The 21,054-nt window shown below is 64.5% G+C and carries 20 protein-coding genes; 4 read left to right on the top strand and 16 right to left on the bottom strand.

The genetic code is table 11. The annotated features are described in order from the left end of the window. Nucleotides 1-156: 156 nt before the first annotated feature. The 9 genes from ftsH to ybgC form a co-directional block, all read right to left on the bottom strand. Nucleotides 157-2,091 carry an ATP-dependent zinc metalloprotease FtsH gene (ftsH, locus tag LB538_RS21260; RefSeq protein WP_095767284.1) on the bottom strand — a complete coding sequence of 645 codons (1,935 nt, stop codon included), beginning with the start codon at nt 2,089-2,091 and terminating at the stop codon, nt 157-159. Nucleotides 2,092-2,213: 122 nt separating this feature from the next. Next, nucleotides 2,214-3,572 carry a tRNA lysidine(34) synthetase TilS gene (gene tilS / locus LB538_RS21255; RefSeq protein WP_224528019.1) on the bottom strand — a complete coding sequence of 453 codons (1,359 nt, stop codon included), beginning with the start codon at nt 3,570-3,572 and terminating at the stop codon, nt 2,214-2,216. Beyond that, nucleotides 3,566-4,720 (bottom strand): tol-pal system protein YbgF, encoded by a 1,155-nt coding sequence (ybgF, locus tag LB538_RS21250; RefSeq protein WP_095767282.1) that lies wholly within the window; start codon nt 4,718-4,720, stop codon nt 3,566-3,568. Before ybgF ends, tilS begins: the two co-directional genes overlap by 7 nt. Nucleotides 4,721-4,952: 232 nt before the next feature. Next, a complete protein-coding gene (gene pal, locus LB538_RS21245; protein WP_095767281.1) occupies nt 4,953-5,459 on the bottom strand; it encodes a peptidoglycan-associated lipoprotein Pal in 507 nt (168 codons plus the stop codon). Between the two features lie 262 nt (nt 5,460-5,721). Further along, nucleotides 5,722-7,014 (bottom strand): Tol-Pal system beta propeller repeat protein TolB, encoded by a 1,293-nt coding sequence (tolB, locus tag LB538_RS21240; RefSeq protein WP_224528395.1) that lies wholly within the window; start codon nt 7,012-7,014, stop codon nt 5,722-5,724. A 68-nt stretch (nt 7,015-7,082) separates the two neighbouring features. Then, nucleotides 7,083-8,237, bottom strand: coding sequence for an energy transducer TonB (locus LB538_RS21235; RefSeq protein WP_224528022.1), 1,155 nt, complete (start codon nt 8,235-8,237; stop codon nt 7,083-7,085). 7 nt (nt 8,238-8,244) lie between these two features. After that, a complete protein-coding gene (gene tolR / locus LB538_RS21230) occupies nt 8,245-8,706 on the bottom strand; it encodes a protein TolR (RefSeq protein WP_411909045.1) in 462 nt (153 codons plus the stop codon). 9 nt (nt 8,707-8,715) lie between these two features. Further along, nucleotides 8,716-9,426: a protein TolQ gene (gene tolQ / locus LB538_RS21225; RefSeq protein ID WP_095767277.1), complete on the bottom strand. Its 711-nt coding sequence runs from the start codon at nt 9,424-9,426 to the stop codon at nt 8,716-8,718. A 307-nt stretch (nt 9,427-9,733) separates the two neighbouring features. Continuing rightward, entirely contained in the window at nt 9,734-10,207 is a 474-nt protein-coding gene (gene ybgC, locus LB538_RS21220) for a tol-pal system-associated acyl-CoA thioesterase (RefSeq protein WP_224528025.1), read from the bottom strand. A 130-nt stretch (nt 10,208-10,337) separates the two neighbouring features. Here ybgC and LB538_RS21215 point away from each other — a divergent pair, with 130 nt between their 5' ends. Further along, entirely contained in the window at nt 10,338-11,588 is a 1,251-nt protein-coding gene (locus LB538_RS21215) for a glycoside hydrolase family 5 protein (RefSeq protein ID WP_224528028.1), read from the top strand. Nucleotides 11,589-11,612: 24 nt separating this feature from the next. Here LB538_RS21215 and LB538_RS21210 read toward each other — a convergent pair whose 3' ends face one another. The 6 genes from LB538_RS21210 to LB538_RS21185 all read right to left on the bottom strand — a co-directional run bounded on the left by LB538_RS21210 (nt 11,613) and on the right by LB538_RS21185 (nt 16,859). Next, nucleotides 11,613-12,515 (bottom strand): metallophosphoesterase, encoded by a 903-nt coding sequence (locus tag LB538_RS21210; protein WP_224528030.1) that lies wholly within the window; start codon nt 12,513-12,515, stop codon nt 11,613-11,615. 133 nt (nt 12,516-12,648) lie between these two features. Further along, entirely contained in the window at nt 12,649-13,686 is a 1,038-nt protein-coding gene (gene ruvB / locus LB538_RS21205; protein ID WP_224528031.1) for a Holliday junction branch migration DNA helicase RuvB, read from the bottom strand. A 43-nt stretch (nt 13,687-13,729) separates the two neighbouring features. Further along, a complete protein-coding gene (gene ruvA, locus LB538_RS21200; RefSeq protein ID WP_224528033.1) occupies nt 13,730-14,350 on the bottom strand; it encodes a Holliday junction branch migration protein RuvA in 621 nt (206 codons plus the stop codon). 10 nt (nt 14,351-14,360) lie between these two features. Then, nucleotides 14,361-14,870: a crossover junction endodeoxyribonuclease RuvC gene (gene ruvC / locus LB538_RS21195; RefSeq protein WP_224528035.1), complete on the bottom strand. Its 510-nt coding sequence runs from the start codon at nt 14,868-14,870 to the stop codon at nt 14,361-14,363. 104 nt (nt 14,871-14,974) lie between these two features. Then, on the bottom strand, nt 14,975-16,039 hold the full coding sequence (locus LB538_RS21190) for a glycosyltransferase family 2 protein (protein ID WP_140841685.1): 1,065 nt from the start codon (nt 16,037-16,039) through the stop codon (nt 14,975-14,977). A gap of 289 nt (nt 16,040-16,328) precedes the next feature. After that, the gene (locus LB538_RS21185; protein ID WP_140841690.1) at nt 16,329-16,859 is read right to left on the bottom strand and encodes a DUF1465 family protein; all 531 of its coding nucleotides are present in this window, start codon (nt 16,857-16,859) and stop codon (nt 16,329-16,331) included. A gap of 553 nt (nt 16,860-17,412) precedes the next feature. Here LB538_RS21185 and LB538_RS21180 point away from each other — a divergent pair. Next, a complete protein-coding gene (locus tag LB538_RS21180) occupies nt 17,413-17,964 on the top strand; it encodes a DUF2269 family protein (protein ID WP_140841692.1) in 552 nt (183 codons plus the stop codon). A gap of 160 nt (nt 17,965-18,124) precedes the next feature. Here LB538_RS21180 and LB538_RS21175 read toward each other — a convergent pair whose 3' ends face one another. Then, nucleotides 18,125-18,895, bottom strand: a complete 771-nt coding sequence (locus tag LB538_RS21175) for a sulfite exporter TauE/SafE family protein (protein ID WP_095767265.1) — start codon at nt 18,893-18,895, stop codon at nt 18,125-18,127. A 225-nt stretch (nt 18,896-19,120) separates the two neighbouring features. On the opposite strand from LB538_RS21175, the gene LB538_RS21170 reads away from it, so the two are divergent. Beyond that, complete coding sequence (locus LB538_RS21170; protein WP_140841696.1) at nt 19,121-19,768, top strand: thiamine phosphate synthase; 648 nt, start codon at nt 19,121-19,123, stop codon at nt 19,766-19,768. Nucleotide 19,769: 1 nt separating this feature from the next. Beyond that, nucleotides 19,770-20,948 carry a tetratricopeptide repeat protein gene (locus tag LB538_RS21165; protein WP_224528046.1) on the top strand — a complete coding sequence of 393 codons (1,179 nt, stop codon included), beginning with the start codon at nt 19,770-19,772 and terminating at the stop codon, nt 20,946-20,948. Nucleotides 20,949-21,054 lie beyond the last annotated feature (106 nt).

Below are 21,054 nucleotides of genomic sequence, written 5' to 3'. Positions count from 1 at the left end.
GCAGACGTTGAGCCATCATCCTCGGGAGTATCTGGGATCTGCTGTTGGGCGATATCTACGCGCCAGGACGAGGGAAGCCTTGCCTCGTCTCCAATGCAAACAAAAACGCCGCGGAGCAAGCCGCGGCGTTTCTCGATCAGTCTTTCGCGCACTACCTCAGCTTGACGGCTGCGGCTCCATGCCGCCTTCGGGCTCGGGGCCCTTCTTGCGGCGGCCGCCGGTGCCGGCCTTCGGCACGGCCGAGCCGCGGCTGGGCGGGGTGTCGTCGCCGAGGTCGCGGGCGGGCTTGTTGCCCGCGATCAGCTGCTTGATCTCGTCGCCGGACAGCGTCTCGTATTCGAGCAGTCCTTCGGCGAGCGCGATCCACTCCTTCTTCTTCTTGGTCAAGATGGTCTTGGCGGTCGAATAGGCGTCGTCGATCAGGCGCCGCACCTCGGCGTCGATGATCTGCGCCGTCTCTTCCGAGATGTTCTGGGTGCGCGCCACCGAATGGCCGAGGAAGACCTCTTCCTGGTTGTCGCCATAGGCGACGTGGCCGAGCTTGTCGGAGAAGCCCCAGCGCGTGACCATGGCGCGCGCCAGCTTGGTCGCCTGCTCGATATCGGAGGAGGCGCCCGACGTGATGTTCTCCTTGCCGAACTTGAACTCTTCGGCGACGCGGCCGCCCATCATGATCGCAAGCCGCGAGATCATGTACTTGTAGCTCATCGAATACCGGTCGCCTTCCGGCAACTGCATGACCATGCCGAGCGCGCGGCCGCGCGGGATGATGGTTGCCTTGTGCAGCGGATCGGCCGACGGCACGTTGAGCGCCAGGATCGCGTGCCCGGCCTCGTGATAGGCGGTCAGCTCCTTCTCGGCCTGCGTCATCGCCGACGAGCGGCGCTCGGCGCCCATCATGATCTTGTCCTTGGCGTCCTCGAACTCGGCCATGGTGACGAGCCGCTTGTTGCGGCGCGCCGCCATCAGCGCGGATTCGTTGACGAGGTTCATCAGATCGGCGCCGGAAAAGCCCGGGGTGCCGCGCGCAACCACCTTGAGGTCGACATTGGGCGCCAGCGGCACGTTGCGCACATGCACCTTGAGGATCTTCTCGCGGCCGACGATGTCGGGGTTCGGCACCACGACCTGGCGATCGAAACGGCCGGGCCTCAGCAGCGCCGGGTCGAGCACGTCGGGCCGGTTGGTGGCGGCGATGAGGATGATGCTCTCGTTGGACTCGAAACCGTCCATCTCGACCAGAAGCTGGTTCAGCGTCTGCTCGCGTTCGTCATTGCCGCCGCCGAGGCCGGCGCCGCGATGGCGGCCGACCGCATCGATTTCGTCGATGAAGATGATGCAGGGCGCGTTCTTCTTGGCCTGGTCGAACATGTCGCGCACGCGGCTTGCGCCTACGCCGACGAACATCTCGACGAAATCCGAGCCGGAAATGGTGAAGAACGGCACGTTGGCTTCACCGGCAACCGAGCGGGCGAGCAGCGTCTTGCCGGTGCCGGGCGGGCCGACCAGGAGCACGCCGCGCGGGATCTTGCCGCCGAGGCGCTGGAACTTCTGCGGATCGCGCAGGAACTCGACGATTTCTTCGAGATCTTCCTTGGCCTCGTCGACGCCGGCGACGTCCTGGAAGGTGACGCGGCCATGCGCCTCGGTCAAAAGCTTGGCCTTCGACTTGCCGAAGCCCATGGCGCGCCCGGAGCCCGATTGCATCTGGCGCATGAAGAATATCCACACGCCGAGGATCAGGATCATCGGCAACCACGAGATCAGATAGCCGAACAGCGAATTGGAGCCGTCGGTCTCGGGCTTTGCGGTGATGGTGACGTTTTTGTCCTGCAGCCTGGAGACTAGCGACGGGTCGCCGGGCGAATAGGTCTGAAAGCCGTTGGCGTTGTCCGTGTAGTTGCCGAAGATGCGGGCGCCGGCGATGGTCACGCTTTTGACCCGGCCCGACGCGACGTCCTGCAGGAACTGCGAATAGGCGATATCCGTGGTGGCGCCGCGCGTCTGCGGCGTCTGGAAAAGATTGAACAGGGCTATGAGCAGGACCGCTATGATCGCCCAGAGCGCGAGGTTGCGATAATTCGGATTCATCTATTGTCCCGTTGGCGTCCGCGCGCGGACCCGCGATGATGGATTAGCTTGGGCCTAACATAGGGAGAGCGCCCCCCCTTGCCAAGCAGAACAGCACGTATCGGTTAAGCTTTCGCCCACCCTCAACCACCATCATGGCGGCGGAATGGCAGTGCCGGCAACGGCGGCGCGCCGACCAGGGCCGCCGCGGCGGCGGCGGGCTCGATGTCGAAGGACGGCAGGAAGCGCGCGAAAGGAGCCACCGCCGGAGCGATCGAGACCGATCGCGAGCCGGCATTGCCGCCCGCAAAACCAAGGCATTCGCTGGCGGACCACAGCGCGGGCTCCGCGGCAAGCGCGGCGCGCGAAAGGCTCGGCGGGATATCCTCACTCAAGGGCGCTTTCCCGGCGGCGGCCGCCCCCAGCGGCGCGATCACCAAGTCGCCAGGCCCGTCTTTCAAAGTGATGCGCCGCCGATTGTCCCAGAGCCGGTTGTGCTGCGGTGGCGCGGCGGCAGGCAGGCCGCGGTTCTCGCGGCGAAGGAAAATGCCGGTTCGTCGCGCGTCGATAACCGTCCGCGACAATGTGGCGCGAAACGGAGCGGACCGCAGGCGCGAAAGCAGCGCAGCGCAGCGCGTCTCGTCGGCAAGAAACGAGACGCCGCCGATGGTGGCCAACAGGATGCGCAGCGCATGGATGGCGGCTTGGCCATCCTCATGTCCGGCAAACTTGCGATCGAGGCGGATGAGGCCCGGAACCGGCCTGGCGGCAAAGGCGTCGATGAGCATGGCGGCGCGGCGGCCGATTTCCCGGCGCTCGAGAGCCGCCTGGCCCGCCCGTACCAGCGCCTGCGCGACACGCTGTTCGCCGTCGCCCTGAGCGAGCTTCGCCCGCACGCGCGGCCGCTCGAAGCGGGCATCGGCATTGGTCGGATCCTCGATCCAGCCGATGTCGCGAGCCCGCAGCATCTCGCGCAGTGCCGCGCGCCTTGTGCCAAGCAGCGGCCGGACGATCCATGTCCGCCAGTCGAACAGCGTGGCGGGCGCCATGCCGGCGAGGCCCCGGCCCTCATCGTCGCGCGCCTGCCGCATCAGCACCGTCTCGGCCTGGTCGTCGGCGGTGTGGCCGGTCAGGATCAGCTTGATGCCTTCGGCGCCGGCAGCTTCGGCAAGCAGCCGGTAGCGCGCCTCGCGCGCGGCGGCCGCCAGACCGGTCGCGGGCTTGTCGCCGCGCCAGGCAAGAATGCGATGCGCGATGCCGCGCTCGGCGCAGAAGCGTTGAACGAGCCGCGCCTCAGTGGCCGAGTCCGGCCTCAGGCCATGATCGATGGTCACCGCGAGCAGCCTGGCGGCCGATGCCGTCCGGTCGAGGTGATCTTTGAGGAGAAGGAGAAGGGCGGTCGAGTCGCTGCCGCCGGACACGGCAGCAATGGCGCCGGTCGAAAGATCCAGGTCGGAGAAAAGGCAGTCCAAAAGGTCAGGTTTGCTGTCGGGCGTCAGCACGACGCCAGGGCCCTTTCCTGCTTGATGCGTTCCTTGAGGGCGCCGGAAACATCGGGATAGCGCTTGCCGATTTCACTGAAGGTGGCGCAGGCGACGTCGTTCTGCTTCAGGCCGACCAGCGAAACGCCGAGCTTGAGCAGCATGTCGGGCGCCTTCTTCGCCTTCGGATAGTCCTTGCTGGCGGCGAGGAAGACTTCGGCCGCGTCACGGTATTTCTGCTGCCCGAGCAGAGACTCGCCTAGCCAGTAATGCGCATCAGCCGCCTTGGCGTCCTTGGGGAAGCGGGAAATATGGTCGCGAAAACCCTGCTCGGCGGTCGGATAATCGCCCGACAGGATGAATTGGTAGGAATTGCGATAGAGCTCGTCGGGATTGTTGGTCGACGGCAGTGCCGCCACTTCGGTGCCGCCGGACTTGCTCTTCTTGGCCGGCGTCTCGGCGGAAGGAGCGTTTGCCGTGGCCGCGGGAGCTTCCGCCGGCGCGCTGGCCTGCGGGCCGGTCTCGGCATTGACCACGTTGCCGTTCTTGTCGACGGTGATGGTGCCGAAATTCTTCGGCGGCGCGCCGGTGATCAGCTTGCCGGGATCGCCGGTCTGCGATTCCACGATGACGTCGCCAACGCTTTTGCCGCCGTTTTGCGCACCGGTGCCAGCCGGCGGCTGCGTCGCCGGGGCCTGGGCGACGCTATTGTCGGCTCCGGCGTCGCCGGTGCCGGATTGACCGGTGCCGGCATCGCCGAGATTGGTGTTGCCGTTATTGTTGTCCTGGGGCGCGGCTTCCGATTTCTTCTGCCCGGCCGGCTTGGCGCCTCCTTGGCCCTCGAGCTGCTGGAAACGGAACTCATTGTCTTCCTGCTGCTTGCGGATCTGTTCCTGCATCTGCAGGATCTGGAAATTCATCTCCTCGATCTTGCCGTTCAGCTGGCGCAGTTGGTCTTCCAGGCCAGTCACGCCGGCGCCGCCCTCCTGTTGTGCGACCTGCGCCTGTTCCGGCTTCTTCTTGTCGCCGAAGATGCCGAGCGTGGGCAGATGGAAGGTGAACCCGCTGTCGGCGGCCGGCCCGGCACTGTCGGCCGGCGCGGCAAGGCTTGGGAGGCTTGATACGAGCAGCAGCGCAAGCGTGCCGCTCAGGACCGTTCTGAAGTGCATTCTGTCTCTCGCGGTGGGTGTTGGCCTGATGCGCCTTTCCAAATCAAACAAGGGAGGAAGCGCCCTCGCGCTCATAGCAGGACGCGAGACTTCGGCCAAATTTTGTTTCGGTTTGTTGCAAAGGAAAAAGGCGGCCCTGAGGCCGCCTTTCATTTTTGGGATGTTGTATTTTTGTCGCCTGGGACGCCGAGCGCCGTTACCGAAAATCGACCCCGATCTTCGGTATCATGCGTCAGGAGCCGGCGCCGGAAAGCGTGGTGACGGCGCGGCGGTTCTGCGACCAGCAGGAGATGTCGTCGCAGACCGCGACCGGACGCTCCTTGCCGTAAGAGATCGTCTTCAAGCGGCCGGCGGAGACGCCCTTGGAGACAAGGAAGTCGCGGGTGGCGGCGGCGCGGCGGGCGCCCAGTGCCAGATTGTACTCACGCGTGCCGCGCTCGTCGGCATGGCCTTCGATGACGATCGCATACTGGCGGTACTGGTTCAGCCACTGCGCCTGGCGGGCCAGCGTGGTCTGTGCGTCGGCGCGGATCGACGAGGAATCGGTATCGAAGAAGATGCGGTCGCCGATGTTGACGGTGAAGTCCTGCGCCGAACCGGGCGTCGCGGCGCCGGCACCGTTGAGGCCGAGATCGGCCGCGCTGTTCGGGGTTTTCTTCGAGGCGCAACCGGTAATGGCGAGCGCCATCACGAGAGCGATCATCGCTGGGTTTCTGGTAAGTGCTGCGATACGGCCCATGCCGCCTCTCCTTCGCATATGAGTGATTTCGTTGATCACCCAGTAACCACGTTTGGGTTAACCGGCATTCAAGAAACACGGTTAATTTTTGGTTTCGAGCCGCCCCCGCGGCTCTTCTGGTCCCACGCATTTACCAAGGGCAAGACTGCGCGCGGACACTAGGCAGAAATGCGGCCAAAACGCGACCAAGGGGGAAAGCAGGATTTTGAGCCGCCCGCTTTCTTCATTTCTTCAATTCTTCAATTCCCCAGTTCCCCGCCCCTCACTCAAGCAACGGCGACCAAGCCGGGTCCGAAGCATAGTTCGCCGTCGGAATCTGCTGCTCGTTGCGGCCGGTGAGATCGACCGAGACCAGCTTGGGGCCGCCGGCGGAGTCGCGGAAGAACATCAGCACGCGGCCGTTCGGCGCCCAGGTCGGACCCTCCTGCTGGAAGCCGGAGGACAGGATGCGCTCGCCCGAGCCGTCGGTCTTCATGACGCCGATCTGGAACTCGCCGCCGCTCTGCTTGGTGAAAGCGATGAGATCGCCGCGCGGCGACCAGACGGGCGTCGAATAGACGCCGTCGCCGAAGGATATGCGGTGCGGATTGGAGCCGTCCGCGCCCATGACATAGATCTGCGAACGGCCGCTGCCGCCGCCGCGGTCGGAGGTGAAGACGATCTGCGAGCCGTCCGGCGAATAGGAGGGAGAAGTGTCGATCGCGGTCGAATCGGTGAGCCGCGTCGTCGAGCGGCTCCTCAGATCCATGGCGAAGATGTTGGAGTTGCCGTCGTCGCGCAGCAGGCTCATGATCACCTTCTGGCCGTCGGGCGAGAAGCGCGGTGCGAAGGTCATGCCGGGGAAGTTGCCCACCAGCTCGCGCTGTCCGGTCTCGATCTGCAGCAGATACACTTTCGGCTGCCCGCTTTCATAGGACATGTAGGTGATTTCCTGCCGGTTCGGCGAAAAACGCGGCGTCAGAACGATCGCGCGGCCGTCCGACAGGTAGCGTATATTGGCGCCGTCCTGGTCCATGATGGCGAGCCGCTTCTTGCGGGCGTTCTTGGCGCCGGACTCGTCGACGAAGACCACGCGCGTGTCGAAATAGCCCTTTTCGCCGGTGATCCGCTCATAGATGGCGTCGGCGATGATATGGGCGACGCGCCTGGTGTTGGCGTCGTTGGCGAAGAACTGCTCGCCCGCCATCTGCTGGCCCGCAAACGTATCCCACAACCGGTACTGGGCGCGGATGCGGCCGTCGGCTTCCTTGCCGACGCTGCCGGTGACCAGCGCCTGCGCGTTGATTACCTTCCAGTCGTCGAAGCGCGGCGTGGCGTCCGGACCGGAAATCTTTTCGATGAAAGCGCTCTTGTCGATCGGCGCGAACAGGCCGGAGCGCTTCAGGTCGGCGGTTACGATCTCGGTGATCTGCGCGCCCAGCGCATCATTCGACTGAAAATCCGTGATGGCGATCGGCAGCGGTTCGACATTGCCCTTGTTGACGTTGATCTCGACGAGAGCCCATGCCGGCGCGGCGGCGCCAACGATAGAACCCAGTGCTATTGTCGCGACCATCAGGAGCGGCTTGAGGGTGAATTTCATATCTTCTCGCTTCTCTTCGCTGATTGTGCGGAGGGCAGGCCTCAGAGGCCAAGCATTTCCCTCGGATCGAAAGTGACCTTGATCTGCGCCCAGATGTCCTGTTTTCCGGGAGGAACCTGCAGGCCGGCCATGTTGCATTTCTGGATAGCGCGCACCGCGCTTTCGTCGACCTGGCGGTTTCCGCTCGATTTCTCGACGACAGGCCGGCCGTCCAGCTTGCCTGAGGCGTCGAGGTTGAACGAGATCACGGCGATGAGATCGTCCGAGGCTTCCATGCCCGCCGGGAAGGTCCAGCAACCCGCAAGCTGATCGCGCAGGGCCCCTTCCTCCGACTTCGACAGCTTCTGGCCCTGGTCCTTTTCGCCGCCGAGCGAGGCCTGCTGCGTCGAGCGCTTGGCGCCGCCGCCGGACGGCTTCTGCTTGTCCAGCAGGGCGGAAATCTCATCGGCATTGAACTGCTTGTCGTCCGATTTCGGCTTGGAAGACGCTTCCTTCACCGGCTTGTCGGCGTCCTTGCGGTCCGGCGCCTTGGCGCTTTCGGCCTGGGCCGGCTGCGGCTTCGGCCGCGCTTCCGGCGCAGGCGCGGAGTCCGGAAGCTTGGCCTCGTCGGTGGGTTGCTGCTGGGCGATCGCCTCGGCGACGGCGTCAGGCTTCACCTCGTCCTTCGAAATAGCGGCGGTCGTGTCCTTCGGCGGCGTCGGTGTCGGCTGCTTGGCCGGCGTCGGCTTGGGCTCCGTCTGCTTGACCGGCTCGGGCTTGACCTCTTCCTTCGGCGTCGGCGTCGGCGCAACTTCCGTCGCCGGGGTCGGCTTCGGCTTTTCCTGCGGCTTCGGCACGTCCTCGACCGCCGGCTTCTCGGTCGGCGTCGGCGCGGGCGGCGGCGCCGCCGTCTTCTCGACCGGCTTCGGCTTGGCTTCGTCCGTCACCGGCTTGTCGGTATCGATGGTGTTCTCGCCGACCTTCTGTGCATTGGGCACGACGTCCGGCCGCTTGGTCGGCAGCGGCGCCGGTTTTTCATGCATCACCGACTTCTTGTCACCTTGCAGCGTCTGCGGCACGGCTTCCATAGGCACGATGTCGACCGCCACCGACTCCACGTCGGCCGCGGGCATTGCAGGTGGCGACGACAGCGTGAACAGCCCGAAGGCCAGCGCCACCGTATGCAAGATCACCGATGAGGTGAGGCCGGTCCGCATTTGGCGTCTACTGATCCTGTTCCTGCAGCGAGACCAGGCCGATATTCTTGTAGCCGGCCGCCGAAATGCGGGCCATCACCTTCATTGCCGTGCCGTAGTCGGTCGACTTGTCGCCGCGGATGAAGATGCGTTCGTCGTAACCGGTCTTCGAGATCGCCTGCAGCTTGGCTACCAGCTCCTCGATCGGGATCTCGGTCTCCTGCAGGAAAATCTTGCCCGTCGAGTCAATCGAGACGGTGATCGGCTGCGTGTCGACATTCATCGCCTTGGCCTGCGTGTCCGGCAGGTCGATTGGAACGCCGACGGTGAGCAGCGGCGCCGCGACCATGAAGATGATCAACAGCACCAGCATCACGTCGACCATCGGCGTGACGTTGATCTCGGACATCAGGGCATGGTGACGGCCGCGCCGCCTATGGCCGCGTCCGCCTCGCCCCGAGCCACTTGCGCCTGCAGCAGACATCCCCATTGTCGATCCTCAGCCCTTCTGCGCTACTTTTTCATCGATTTGGCGCGAGAGTATGGCGGAGAACTCGTCCGCGAAGCCTTCCATGCGCATGCCGATCTTGTTCGCGTCCGATGACAGCTTGTTGTAGGCGATGACCGCGGGAATGGCCGCGAGCAGGCCGATCGCGGTGGCGAGCAGCGCCTCGGCGATACCGGGTGCCACCACCGAAAGGCTGGTGTTCTTCGAGGCGGCGATCGCCTGGAACGACGTCATGATGCCGATGACGGTGCCGAACAGCCCGATGAAGGGTGCGGCCGAGCCGGTGGTGGCGAGGAAGCCGAGCCGACCCTCCAGCTTCTCCATCTCGCGCGTCAGCGCCAGGTCCATCGCCTTGTCGATGCGGGTCTGCAGCGCCAGCGCCGATTTCGCGCCCTTTTCGAAACTCTTCTTCCATTCGCGCATGGCAGCGACGAAGATCGCGCCCATCCCCGTGGTCTTGCGATCGGCCAGCGTGCGGTAGAGATCCTCCAGCGACTGGCCCGACCAGAACACCTGCTCGAAGCGGTTGAGCGCCAGCCGCATGCGGCTATAGGCGACGAGCTTGTCGATGATGATCGCCCAGGTCCAGATCGAGGCGCAGAGCAGGCCGATCATGACCAGCTTGACCACCCAGCCGGCCTGCATGAATAGGGCCCAGAGCGACAGATGCGCGCCCGGTTCGGCGAGTGCGATATTTTCCATGACTTACGTCCTTAAGATTTTCCGGGCATCGCTGGCGGCTGGCCCATGGGCATTCCTTTGGTCCGATCGCGCGAAGCTAGAAGCTTGCGGGATAGCCCCGAATGCACCGTTTCGCGGCCTTTTCGAGGCAAATATTGGTGAAAGGAAGGCGCACGGATTGCGCCAAACTTCGCCAATTCCTTCATGAACCGTTATGGTTAAGGATGGGTTAGGGGATCAGGCGCGGCGCATTGCCGCGCATGGCTGGCGCGGCCGGCAACCGGAGCCGTCCGGTTGAAGCCTTCAAGGTGGGCCTCGCGTGGAAGCTTCAGGCTTCTGCCTTCGGCATGAAAGCCGCGATCCATTCCTTTGGGAAACGCTTTGGCCGGCCGCTTTCGCCGACGATCGCCGCTTCGACCTTGGCCTCGACCAGCACATCGCCGCCACGCTTCAATTGCTGGCCCATGAAGATGCGGGCGCCGGAAATATCGTCGGTGCGCGTGTCGATGGTGAGGATATCGTCCATGCGCGCCGGCGAACGGAAGTCGATCTCCATGCGCCGCACCACCCAGACGATGCGCTCGCCATGCTTGCCGTCCAGGAGTTCGGTGTGGTGGACGCCGGTCAGCCTCAGATAGTCGGAGCGGCCGCGTTCGAGGAATTCGAGATAGCGCGCATGATAGACGACGCCGGAGAAATCCGTGTCGGCATAGTAGACCCTCGCCATCAGCCGGTGGCCGAACTCCGTCAGCGCTCCGGAAAGCCCGGCGCCGAGCGCCGCCGATTCACCATGATCGTCCATCGCGCTTTCCTTTTCAGGCCCGAACAGGCACCTAAAGCCCTCCGGCTTTAGGCATTTTTCTATGCGTGTCGTTGTCCCAAAAACCGCTGCACACTTTGGGCGACACGCACTGTTTTCGCGCGGGAACGGGATGGCACTGTTGGGCACGATGATCAAGACCTTGATGGTGGCGCTGCTTGCGCTTGGCCCGTTGGCGTTGCCCGCCGCAGCGGCGACCTTCTCGATGAAGCGCGGCCTCAATCTCGACCAGTGGGTCACCTGGCCGGTCGAGGACACATGGGGCGAGCGCCAGGCGATCCTGCCTTACCCGGAATGGCGTAAGTTCCTTAAGGAGGACGACCTCAAGGCGCTCAAGGGCGCCGGCCTCGACTTCCTGCGCATGCCGGTCGATCCCTCGCCCTTTCTTTCGGACCGCACCACGGACCTTCGCGACGACCTCTATGCCAGCGTGCTGGATTCCGCTCGCATGATCAACCGTGCCGGCCTGAAGGTGATCGTCGACCTGCATCTGATCCCCGCCGGCGGCAATCGCAAGATCGGCATGAGCGAGGTGGTGCATGATCCGGCCGCCTTCGATGCCTATGCCGAGCTGGTGCGCAAGATGGCGCGGACGCTCGCCAACGAGGATCCGAAGCTTGTCGCGCTGGAACTGATGAACGAGCCGCTGGCCGATTGTGAGGCGAACGGCACCAACCTTTGGCCCGACCGCCAGAAGCAGCTGTTCGCCGCCGCGCGCGCCTCCGCCACCAGACTGACGCTGATCCTGACCGGCGGCTGCTATTCGAACGCGGAGTCGCTGGCCAGGATCGACCCCAAGACGATCGCCGATGACAACATCATCTGGACCTTCCATTCCTACGATCCGTTCCTTTTGACACATCAGGGCGCAAGCTGGGCCGGCGACTTCATCCCCTACGTAACCGGCCTGCCCTATCCGTTGACGGCTGTGCCGAAGGCGCAACTCGACATGGCGCTGGACGCGATCCGCGACCGGATCAGGGCCGAGGCGCCCTGGGCGCGGCGAAGCGGCCTGCTTAGCTATCTCGACGAGCAGGTGGCGACGACGGACAGTCCTGAAAAGCTGCGCGGCGTGATGGATGCGCCGTTCGCGACGGTCGACGCCTGGGCGAAGGCCAACGGGATCAAGCCGCAGGACATCACGCTCGGTGAATTCGGCATGATCCGCAAGGAATACGGCAACAGCTTCGTCATGCCGGCTGTATATCGCGCAGCCTATGTGCGCGACATGATCGCCCGCGCCGAGGCGCATGGCTTTTCCTGGTCGGTGTGGAGCTATGGCGGCGCCTTCGGCGTCATCGACGCCTTCGACGGCGAGAAGGCGGAACCGGACGTGATGGAGGTGATCAGGTCGCTGCGCTGAGGCGGCGGGCCGGGGCGGCACGCCTCAGCCCAGATCGATCTGCAGGATCTCCGGCCGCACCCCGAGACGAACCGGCAGAATGCTGAAGCCCAGCCCGCCCGACACGATCAAGTTGCGGTCATTCTCCACGACATGGCCGTAGGCGAAGCGGTTGCCATAGTCCGAAGGCACGACCGGCGAATAACCAAACAGCCGCACCTGTCCGCCATGCGTGTGGCCGGACAAGGTGAGCGATACCCGCGAGGGCACCTTTGGAAAGATGTCCGGTTCATGTGCAAGCAGGATGATCGGCTCGCTCCCCTGGATCTTGTCCAAGGTGCCCGGGAGATCGTCGAAGCCCTGGAAACTGTCGCGTCCCTTGGCCTTGTTCGGCAGCAGCGCGAGTTGATCGGCTAGCCCGGCGATCCAGAAGCCATGCCCGTCCTTTTCCAGCCGCACGACGTCGTTTTCCAGCACCGGGATGCCGACATGCTCGAGCGCCTTGCGCGACTGGGTCGGGCCGGCTTCCGCTCGCTGCGCGAAGAAATCGGTCCACCAGTCGTGATTGCCGAGGATCGACAGCACGCCGAGCGGCGCCTTCAGCCCCGACAATGCCTCGGCCCACTCCTCCACCCGCACCCGGCCCGTCACCAGCTTTGTCCCGGCGGTATAGTCACCGAGCAGCACGATCAGATCCGGCTGCAACGCGTTGGCCTCCTGGGCAAGCGCTGCGATCCGTTCCGGCGTCATCCAGGGCCGGCAGGAGTGGATATCGGCAAGCGCGACGACGCGCAGCTTGAGCCCGGCCGGCCAGTGCGGCGGCGTCAATGTGTAGCGCTTCACATGGGTGAGCAGCATCGGCTCGATGCCGACCGCATAGGCGCTGAGCGACACCATGGCGAAGGCCGAGCCGCCGACAAGGCGCAGGAAAGCGCGTCTGGTGATCATAGGTCGCCCCAAGCCCTAGGACTGCGTCAGATAGCCTATCTTAAAGGATGCAATTGCGCCCTCAGTCGGGCCGAGGCGCGCAGATTCTGCGCAGATGGGCCATTGCGCCGCCGAAACGGCGAACAAATCTGCGTTACTCTTCCTGAAACAGGCTGATCTGCTGCTGGGCGATGTCCTTCGGCGGGTCGAGGCCGAGATGGCGCCAGGCGTTGGCGGTCAGCACGCGACCGCGCGGCGTGCGCTGGATGAAGCCCTGCTGGATCAGGTAAGGCTCGATGATATCCTCGATCGCGTCGCGCGGCTCGGAGAGCCCGGCGGCGATTGTCTCGATGCCGACCGGCCCGCCGCCGAAATTGCGCGCGATCATCGACAGATAGCGGCGATCGAGCGCGTCGAGGCCGAGCGCATCGACCTCCAGCCTGGTCAGCGCCTCGTCGGCGATCCTCCTGTCGACATGACCGTCCCCGGCGACTGAAGCAAAATCGCGCACCCGGCGCAGCAGCCGGCCGGCGATGCGCGGCGTGCCGCGCGCGCGGCGCGCGATCTCCACCGCCCCATCGTCGCCGAGCGGCATCGACAGGATGCGGGCGCCGCGGCGCACGATCTGCTCCAGCTCCTCGACCGTATAGAAATTGAGCCGCACCGGAATGCCGAAACGGTCGCGCAACGGATTGGTCAGCAGGCCGAGCCTCGTCGTTGCCGCGACCAGCGTGAAACGGGCAAGGTCGATCTTGACCGAGCGCGCCGCCGGCCCCTCGCCGATGATGAGATCGAGCTGGAAATCCTCCATTGCCGGATAGAGGATTTCCTCGACCGCCGGATTGAGGCGATGGATCTCGTCGATGAAAAGGACGTCGCGCTCCTCGAGATTGGTGAGCAGCGCGGCGAGATCGCCGGCCTTGGCGATAACCGGACCCGAGGTCGAGCGGAAATTGACGCCGAGCTCGCGCGCCATGATCTGCGCCAGCGTCGTCTTGCCGAGTCCCGGCGGCCCGACGAACAGCACATGGTCGAGCGCCTCGCCGCGGCTCTTGGCGGCATCGACGAAGACCTTGAGATTGGCGCGCACCGCCGCCTGGCCGACGAACTCATCGAGCGACTGCGGCCGCAGCGTCTGGTCGGCATCCTCGCCGCGCTTGTCGGGAGCAATGAGGCGAGGCGAAAGGGTCATGCCGCCTTCCTTGCATAGGACCGATGGCGGGACAAGCGTCGCTTCACCGCGCCAGTTCCTTCAGGCCGAAACGGATGAGCTTGGACGCATCCGCACCCTCGCCGGCTGATTTCAGCGCCGCGGCAACCGCGTTCGCCGCGATGTCTCGCGAATAGCCGAGATTGACGAGCGCCGAGACCGCATCGGTGATCGGTGCGGCCGCGACACCTTCGCCAAGCTCCTGCTTGAGCCCGATCGTACCGCTGGCCGCGCCCGCATAGGCAGGCGCCTTGGTGCGCAATTCGGTGACGATGCGCTCGGCCACCTTCTTGCCGACGCCGGGCGCGCGCGAAACCATGGCGATGTCGCGCAGCGCGATCGCGTTGGCGAGGTCGGCCGGCGCCAGCGTCGATAGGATGGCCAGCGCCACTTTGGCGCCGACGCCCTGGACATTATTCATCAAGAGGCGAAACCACTCGCGCTCCAGCCCGCTCTGGAAGCCATAGAGCCGGATCATGTCCTCGCGCACATAGGTCTCGATGAACAGCACCACCGCCTCGCCGGGCGAGGGCAAGGCGGCCAGCGTGCGCGCCGAGCAGTGCGCGACATAGCCGACGCCATGCACGTCGATGATGCAGGAATCCTCATCGATCTCGTCCAGCGTGCCTTTCAGCTTGCCGATCATGATTGTCCCCTCACGCCAGCGCGGCCATGCGGTAGGCTGTGCTCGGGCGGTGATGCGCATGGCAGATGGCGATGGCCAGAGCGTCGGCGGCGTCGTCGGTGTCGAAGACAGCCTTCGGCATCAGCACCTTCACCATCATGTGGATCTGCTTCTTCTCGCCGTGGCCGACGCCGATAACTGCCTTCTTGACGGCATTGGGGGCATATTCGGCCACCACCAGCCCGGCGCGCGCCGGCACCAGCATGGCGATGCCGCGCGCCTGGCCGAGCTTCAGCGTCGCCGTCGCATCCTTGTTGACGAAGGTCTGCTCGACCGCTGCCTCCTGCGGCATGGCCTGGTGCAGCACCTCGGCCAAGCCGTCATGCAGCTGGCACAGTCTTGTCGCCAGCGACTCCTTCTCGTCGGACCGCACCGTGCCGGATGCGATGAAGCGCAGCGAATTGCCCACGCTGTCGATAATGCCCCAGCCGGTGCGCCTCAGGCCCGGATCGATGCCGATGATGCGAATCGCTTCCCCCATGCGCCAAGTCTAGCCGTGGCGGCAAGCGATGTCAGCAAAATGTGAACAAACCGGAAACAATTGCAATCTCGGCTATGCGCCGTTTCCGTACAACAGCGAGATGCCTAATTCGTCACGCGGCGGATGGTTTTCGACAGTCGCGTGAGAAATGCCGGCCTGGACGATGCGACCAGCTTCCACGCCAGGACTGCATTGCCCATGCGCCGCGGCAGGATTCCGATGCAAAGGAACCAGGCCGCCAGAGCAGCCCGCCGCCGCCAGGATGCGTTCATTTCCAGGCTGGCGGCGGCGCCCGCTCTTGCCAGTCCCAGCCGGGAGTCGGTGGCGACCGGATGCTGGGGCTCGTCGACGCAGAGCGAAGCCAGCCGCTCTTCCAGATGCACTGGATCGCGAAGGCCGGCATCCGGCGGCACGGTCAAGCCGATCTCGGCCGCCCGGCCGGACAAGGCCTCGAGGCGCCGGAAATCATGCTGCACGCGCCAGCGCGCTCGCTCGGCAAGCTTTTCGGCAAAGATCGAATGATTGGAGCCGTGGATGCGGTAGGCGCCAAGGCAGGTATCGATGGATTTCACCTCTCCGTGCAGCGGCGCCAGCGTTGCGAGATAGCCGTCGGCGCCTTGCCGGAAATCGCTTTCAGGCATCGGCATTATCGTTTCCAGGGCCTCGCGGTCGAACGCCAGCCCGCTTGTTACCGTCGTACGGTACCGCCCTTTGCGCAGCAATTCCGGCACGACGTCGCCTGAATCGAACGGCTGTTCCGGTGGTGGAAAGACATCCTTGATATGCTGGTCCTCATCAACGAGATGCAATCTGAATTGCGCCTGGGCGACATCCGCATCCCACTCGTCCAACACCTCTGAAACGGCGTTCGGATAGAGATAGTCGTCGGCGTCGAGGAAAAGGACGATCTCCCCGGTGCTCGCCTCGAACCCGGTATTGAACGCAGCCGCATGTCCGCCATTCCTGCGCCTCAGGCACGGACGGATTTTGTCGCCGTAGGATTCGATTACGGCCACCGATGCATCCGTCGATGCGTCGTCGACGACCACGACCTCGACATTTCGGTGGTCCTGCTCCAACGCGCTGTCGATGGCGCGTCCTAGAAACTGTTCGTAATTGTAGTTGGGGATGATGATCGATACCGGGATGCGGTCCAATGGCGAATGCACGGGATCAAGCCTCGCAATCTGCTTTGGTCACAGTGACGGTGGTTTTCTTGCAGAACCGGCTCGGGTCGACCCGGCTGCGGCGAACGGCTCCAACTAGGGGCCTATCGCTTCAAGGCAAGTGTGATCTTTCCCGCGAAGGCCGGCATGGCCTTCAATACGGCGATGGCTGCCGCAGGTTCGACGAGCGGCCGGAGTCGCAAGCGTTGAACTTGCAGCCAAAGCCACGGCCAAATTACCGCCCAATCAAGGATATGCCGCTACCGCTATCGTTTTTTTTGCAAACGCGGTTTCAGCCGCGCGCGAACGCCGTATTCAAAAGGCTGATCTGGTCGGACACCGGGTTGGCACGCCGACCGGGCGCGTGCGTCTCGCTGATGACGCCGCCATAGATTTCCTCGTCCATGCGCCGCACCAGCGACTGCAGGCGCAGCGAGCGCGTCACGAGGTCCAGAAAATCCTTGGGGAGCTCGTTCCAGCCAAGCGCCTCGTCATGCGCGGAGGCGGTGTCGAGACGCACCTTGGATTTCTCCGAAGCCACTTGGTCGCGCGTCATCTCGCCGGAATTCGCCGCCCGCTGCAAAAGCAGCCATGAGGCGACCTGCATAAGCCTTGTGGTCAGCCGCATCGATTCGGCCGCATAGAGCGTCGCTGCCGTGCGCGACAATTTCTTGGCTTCGAGCCTGCCCTTGCCATCGAGATATTCGGCGGCCTGTTCGACCAGCCCCATGCCTTCCTGGTAAAGCGGCTTGAAGGATTGGGAGAAAACCCGGCGCTCCGCCAGTTTTATGGTTTTCGCGCTGCCCTTCGAAGGCTCGTTCATCGATACGCCCCTGCACTGCCGCAAGCCGATTCGGCATCCTTGCCGACGCGGCCCGCACCCTAAATGACTGAGGCTTGAAAATGCGCTTCGATGCCAATGAAGGCAAGCGCATGTTTAACAAACGGTTAACGCCGGGCCGCTTCCGGCCATCCGCAAGCGGATGGCATCAGCCAGCCGGCAGCGGATAAAAAAAGAGCCGCGGATAAGGCGGCTCTCAGGAGTTTAACAGGGAGGCGTCAAACAAAGTGGCTCCAACCACTCGGTAAGAATCCAGCAAAACTGGATGGGTGTAGTAAACGCCTGTAAAGCTTAATGAACCCTTAACGCGGCGGCGATTTTTTAAGCGAACGCGCGTTCCTGTGCCGGAACAGGACAGCGGCTTCGCCGCCCGGATCGTCCGAGCACCGGATTTCGGGCGCCGATCATGGCGCCGTAACATGTTTGTTGCTGCCGCGGCATCGTTCCGAAACACGCGCCACGCAAAAGGCCGCTCCACAAAGGCGGCGCGCAAATCCGTGCCGCTTGAAATCAGGCAGGATATCCGGAGCAAACCATGGATTGGTATTCGATCGTTAAATTTCTTCACGTCGTCTCGGCTATTTTGTGGGTCGGCGGCGGCTTCGTGCTGTTCCTGCTCGGCGTGCTGGCCGAGCGCGCCGGCAACATCGAGGACAAGCTGCTGGCTATACGCGCCAGCGGACAGCTCGGCGGCCGGTTCTTCGCGCCGATGTCGATGCTGACGCTGGTCTTTGGCCTCATCATGTGCGGCTTCTGGGTCGGCTTTGCCGACCTGTGGATCGTCATCGGCCTCGTCGGCTATGCCACGACCTTCTCGATCGGCATGCTGATCTTCAAGCCGACCGGCGAGCGCATGGGCGCCATGATCGCCGAGCAGGGCGTGACGCCGGCCGCCCTCTCCATCGGCCAGCGCATGATGAACTGGGCGCGCCTCGATTATGCGGTGATGCTGGTGATCATCGCCGACATGGTGCTGAAGCCCACTCTGCACGACGTCGGCATTCTTGCCGGCATGGCGATGGTGGTCGCGCTGGGCGCCGCGCTCGCCTTCGGCGGCAGCCGCCAGATGGTACCGAGCGCCGCGTGACATTAAGGCGCTCGCTCGAAGGCGCGTTGAGATTCAGGTCAGGCCGAGTCGAAAGTGGTGATTTCCGAGAACGGGAGCGGAGCGTACTTTAAGTACGTGAGCACCGGAAGCGCAGGAAATCGCCATTTGCAGGCCGGCCTCACCTGAATATCGACGCGCCTCACATCAGACCGGCAATGCCGTCCCAAAGCAGCTTGACGGCGACCACCGCGACGGTGGCGTAGGTGAACGGATAGAAGATCTCCGGCCGCATGCGGCGCACCAGCCACGCACCGGCGATGGTCGACAGCGGCGCCAGCGGCATCAGCACCGCCGAAGCGGTGAGATTGGCGGTGTCGAACTGGCCGAGCGCGAAATAGGGGATGAGCTTCAGCGCATTGGTGGCGGCAAAGAAGATCGCCGCCGTTCCCGACAGCACTTTCGGATCGAGCCGAATCGGCAGCGCATAGACCTGGAAGGGCGGGCCGCCGACATGGGCGACGAAGCTGGTGAAGCCGGCGACAGCGCCCCAGAAGGCGGCGGCAATGCGGTTCGGTTCCGCCACATGATCGGCGCCGTGACGGAACTGCAGGTAGATCCAGCGCAGCACGAACACCAGCGCGACGGCGCCGACGATCAGCCGCACCATCTCCTCTGTGACCAACGCCGCCGTCAACCAGCCGAGCCCGATGCCGATGACGGCGCCGGGCATCATGTCAACCAGCATCCTGCGGTCGTAGACGCCCCACCAGGTCCACACTGAAACCACGTCCATCAGGCACAGGATCGGCAGCAGGATGGCGGCCGCCTGAACCGGCGGGATGGTCAGAGCCATCAACGGCACGCCGACGAAACCGACAGCGCCGCCGAAGCCGCCTTTCGACAGGCCGACAAGGATCACCGCCGGAATGGCAGCAGCATAGAACCACGGGTCGCTGAGCAGGCCTGACATCGGCAAAGGTTGGAGGGGGCGGGAATTCAGCCATAGCGCAGAACGGCGCCGCCGGGATAGTCATTAATGCCGGCATCCGCTATTGCCAGCCCGATATCGACGTGCGCGACGATGCTCGACCGGTCCTCATGCGCCGCATAGCCGACTGTTCAAGCCGCTCCCTTTGCTCTATGCCGCAATGCAACCATCTTCGCCCGGCATAGGCGAAACCGGGATCGAAGGCCAATGAACGAAGCAACTCCTCCCAACCGCTGCCGCATCGTGCTGATCGCGCCGCCGCTCGTGCCGGCGGAGCAAATCTGCGCGGCGTTCGACGGTGGCGACGTCGCCTCGTTGATCCTGCCCGACAACGGCATGGACGATGCCTCCTTCCAGGCCTTCGCCGAAAGGATCGTGCCGATCGCTCAAAGTGCCGGCGTCGCCGTCATCATCGCCGGCGACAGCCGCATCGCCGGGCGCGTCCAGGCCGATGGCATCCATGTCGAAGTGAAGCCCGCGGAACTCGCCGAGACGATCGAGCGGGTGGCCGGCAAGATGATGGTCGGCGCCGGCGGCGCCAAGACGCGCGACGAGGCGCTGGAGCTCGGCGAGGAGCGGCCCGACTATATGTTCTTCGGCCGTTTCGGCTATGACAACAAGCCGGAGCCGCACCACCGCAACCTCGCCCTGGGCGAATGGTGGGCGGAGATGATTTCGATCCCCTGCATCGTCATGGCCGGCTCCGAGCTTGCCTCGGTCGAGACGGTGGCCGCGACCGGCGCCGAGTTCGTAGCGCTGTCCAGCGCCGTCTTTGCCGACGGACGCGACCCGCGCGCCGCGATCGCTGCCGCCAACGCGTTGCTCGATGAAACCGCGCCGCGTTTCGAGGACTGACATGCGCCTGCGTGGCCTTTGCCTGACGGTTCTGGCCGGCTTGTTGGCGCAGGCCGCGATGGCGGCTGAGACCGTCCCGCTGCCGCAGCCGCGGCCGGAGACGAGCGCACCGGACAAGAGCGCATCCGACGCAACCAAGCCGGATGCAAGCACGCCGGATACTGGCACGCCGGATAAGGGCATGCCGGATAAGGGCAAACTGGACACGGCCGCGCCGGACGCCGGCGAGCCGGATCCGAACAGGTTCGGCACCGGCGCGCATATCGACAAGCCGATCCAAAACACCTTGCCGCAACCGGCGACCATGACGCCGCCGTCGGCCGACGCCGTCAATCCCGACCGCTTCGGCGCCAAGCAACCGGACGCCGCCTATGGCGCCTTCCAGCGCGGGCTTTACAAGACCGCCTACAACCTCGCCATGGGGCGCGCCAAAAACGGCGATCCGGCGGCCGAGACGCTCGTGGCCGAAATCCTGTCGCGTGGGCTGGGTGTGCCGCTCAATCCGGCCGAGGCCGCGAAATGGTATGCGCTGGCCGCCGAACAGGGCGTGCCGGAGGCTCAGTTCCAATACGCGCTGGCGCTGTTGGACGGCCGTTATGTGAAGAAGGATGAAAAGGCCGCTTTCGCGCTGATGCAGGCCGCGGCCGAGGCCGGCAACCGGCTTGCCCAGTTCAACTTCGCCCAGTTGCTCGTCCAGCAGGATCCCGGCGACGACGGCCTTGTGAAGGCCGCCGCCTATTACGAACGCGCCGCCGCCACCGGACTTGCCGATGCGCAATATGCGCTGGCGCAGCTCTACGCCAATGGCGTCGGTGGCAAGCCGCATGACGACGCCCAGGCGCGTCTTCTCCTGGCACAGGCCGCAAGACAGAACTACGACACCGCGCAGATCGACCTCGCCGCCTGGATGATCGAGGGGCGCGGCGGCGGGCGCGATCTGAAATCGGGCTTTGCCTGGATGAAACGGGCGGCGGAAGGCGGCAACGTCGCCGCCCAGAACCGTCTCGCCAAGCTCTATATGAGCGGCATCGGCACCGATCCGGACCTGATCCTTGCCGGCGCCTGGTACATCGTCGCCCGCCGCGCCGGGCTGATCGATCCGCAGATGGACGATTTCCTGCAGGGCCTCGACGACGAACAGACCACGCAGGCGCTGCAGAAGGCAAATCGCCTGCCTTGACGCATGGCGTCACGGACAGCATGTCCGGGCCGCCTTGGGCTCCCTCCCTTGCCTCCCCGGGCAATTTGTGGTCTTGGAGGCGCCAAATCGCGACCCGCGCCAGAAA

The organism is Mesorhizobium sp. Ca11 (assembly GCF_020165275.1).
In the GTDB taxonomy this organism is placed as follows: Bacteria; Pseudomonadota; Alphaproteobacteria; order Rhizobiales; family Rhizobiaceae; genus Mesorhizobium.
The sequence above is the reverse complement of the archived record's forward strand: the minus strand, read 5'-3'. Positions and strand labels throughout refer to the sequence as shown.

What these genes read in the sequence shown, in the direction of transcription:
- ftsH (WP_095767284.1), bottom strand. Translation starts at nt 2,091, where the DNA reads ATGAATCCGAATTATCGCAACCTCGCGCTCTGGGCGATCATAGCGGTC.
- ybgF (WP_095767282.1), bottom strand. Translation starts at nt 4,720, where the DNA reads ATGCACTTCAGAACGGTCCTGAGCGGCACGCTTGCGCTGCTGCTCGTA.
- pal (WP_095767281.1), bottom strand. Translation starts at nt 5,459, where the DNA reads ATGGGCCGTATCGCAGCACTTACCAGAAACCCAGCGATGATCGCTCTC.
- tolB (WP_224528395.1), bottom strand. Translation starts at nt 7,014, where the DNA reads ATGGTCGCGACAATAGCACTGGGTTCTATCGTTGGCGCCGCCGCGCCG.
- LB538_RS21235 (WP_224528022.1), bottom strand. Translation starts at nt 8,237, where the DNA reads ATGCGGACCGGCCTCACCTCATCGGTGATCTTGCATACGGTGGCGCTG.
- tolR (WP_411909045.1), bottom strand. Translation starts at nt 8,706, where the DNA reads ATGGGGATGTCTGCTGCAGGCGCAAGTGGCTCGGGGCGAGGCGGACGC.
- tolQ (WP_095767277.1), bottom strand. Translation starts at nt 9,426, where the DNA reads ATGGAAAATATCGCACTCGCCGAACCGGGCGCGCATCTGTCGCTCTGG.
- ybgC (WP_224528025.1), bottom strand. Translation starts at nt 10,207, where the DNA reads ATGGACGATCATGGTGAATCGGCGGCGCTCGGCGCCGGGCTTTCCGGA.
- LB538_RS21215 (WP_224528028.1), top strand. Translation starts at nt 10,338, where the DNA reads ATGGCACTGTTGGGCACGATGATCAAGACCTTGATGGTGGCGCTGCTT.
- LB538_RS21210 (WP_224528030.1), bottom strand. Translation starts at nt 12,515, where the DNA reads ATGATCACCAGACGCGCTTTCCTGCGCCTTGTCGGCGGCTCGGCCTTC.
- ruvB (WP_224528031.1), bottom strand. Translation starts at nt 13,686, where the DNA reads ATGACCCTTTCGCCTCGCCTCATTGCTCCCGACAAGCGCGGCGAGGAT.
- ruvA (WP_224528033.1), bottom strand. Translation starts at nt 14,350, where the DNA reads ATGATCGGCAAGCTGAAAGGCACGCTGGACGAGATCGATGAGGATTCC.
- ruvC (WP_224528035.1), bottom strand. Translation starts at nt 14,870, where the DNA reads ATGGGGGAAGCGATTCGCATCATCGGCATCGATCCGGGCCTGAGGCGC.
- LB538_RS21185 (WP_140841690.1), bottom strand. Translation starts at nt 16,859, where the DNA reads ATGAACGAGCCTTCGAAGGGCAGCGCGAAAACCATAAAACTGGCGGAG.
- LB538_RS21180 (WP_140841692.1), top strand. Translation starts at nt 17,413, where the DNA reads ATGGATTGGTATTCGATCGTTAAATTTCTTCACGTCGTCTCGGCTATT.
- LB538_RS21175 (WP_095767265.1), bottom strand. Translation starts at nt 18,895, where the DNA reads ATGTCAGGCCTGCTCAGCGACCCGTGGTTCTATGCTGCTGCCATTCCG.
- LB538_RS21170 (WP_140841696.1), top strand. Translation starts at nt 19,121, where the DNA reads ATGAACGAAGCAACTCCTCCCAACCGCTGCCGCATCGTGCTGATCGCG.
- LB538_RS21165 (WP_224528046.1), top strand. Translation starts at nt 19,770, where the DNA reads ATGCGCCTGCGTGGCCTTTGCCTGACGGTTCTGGCCGGCTTGTTGGCG.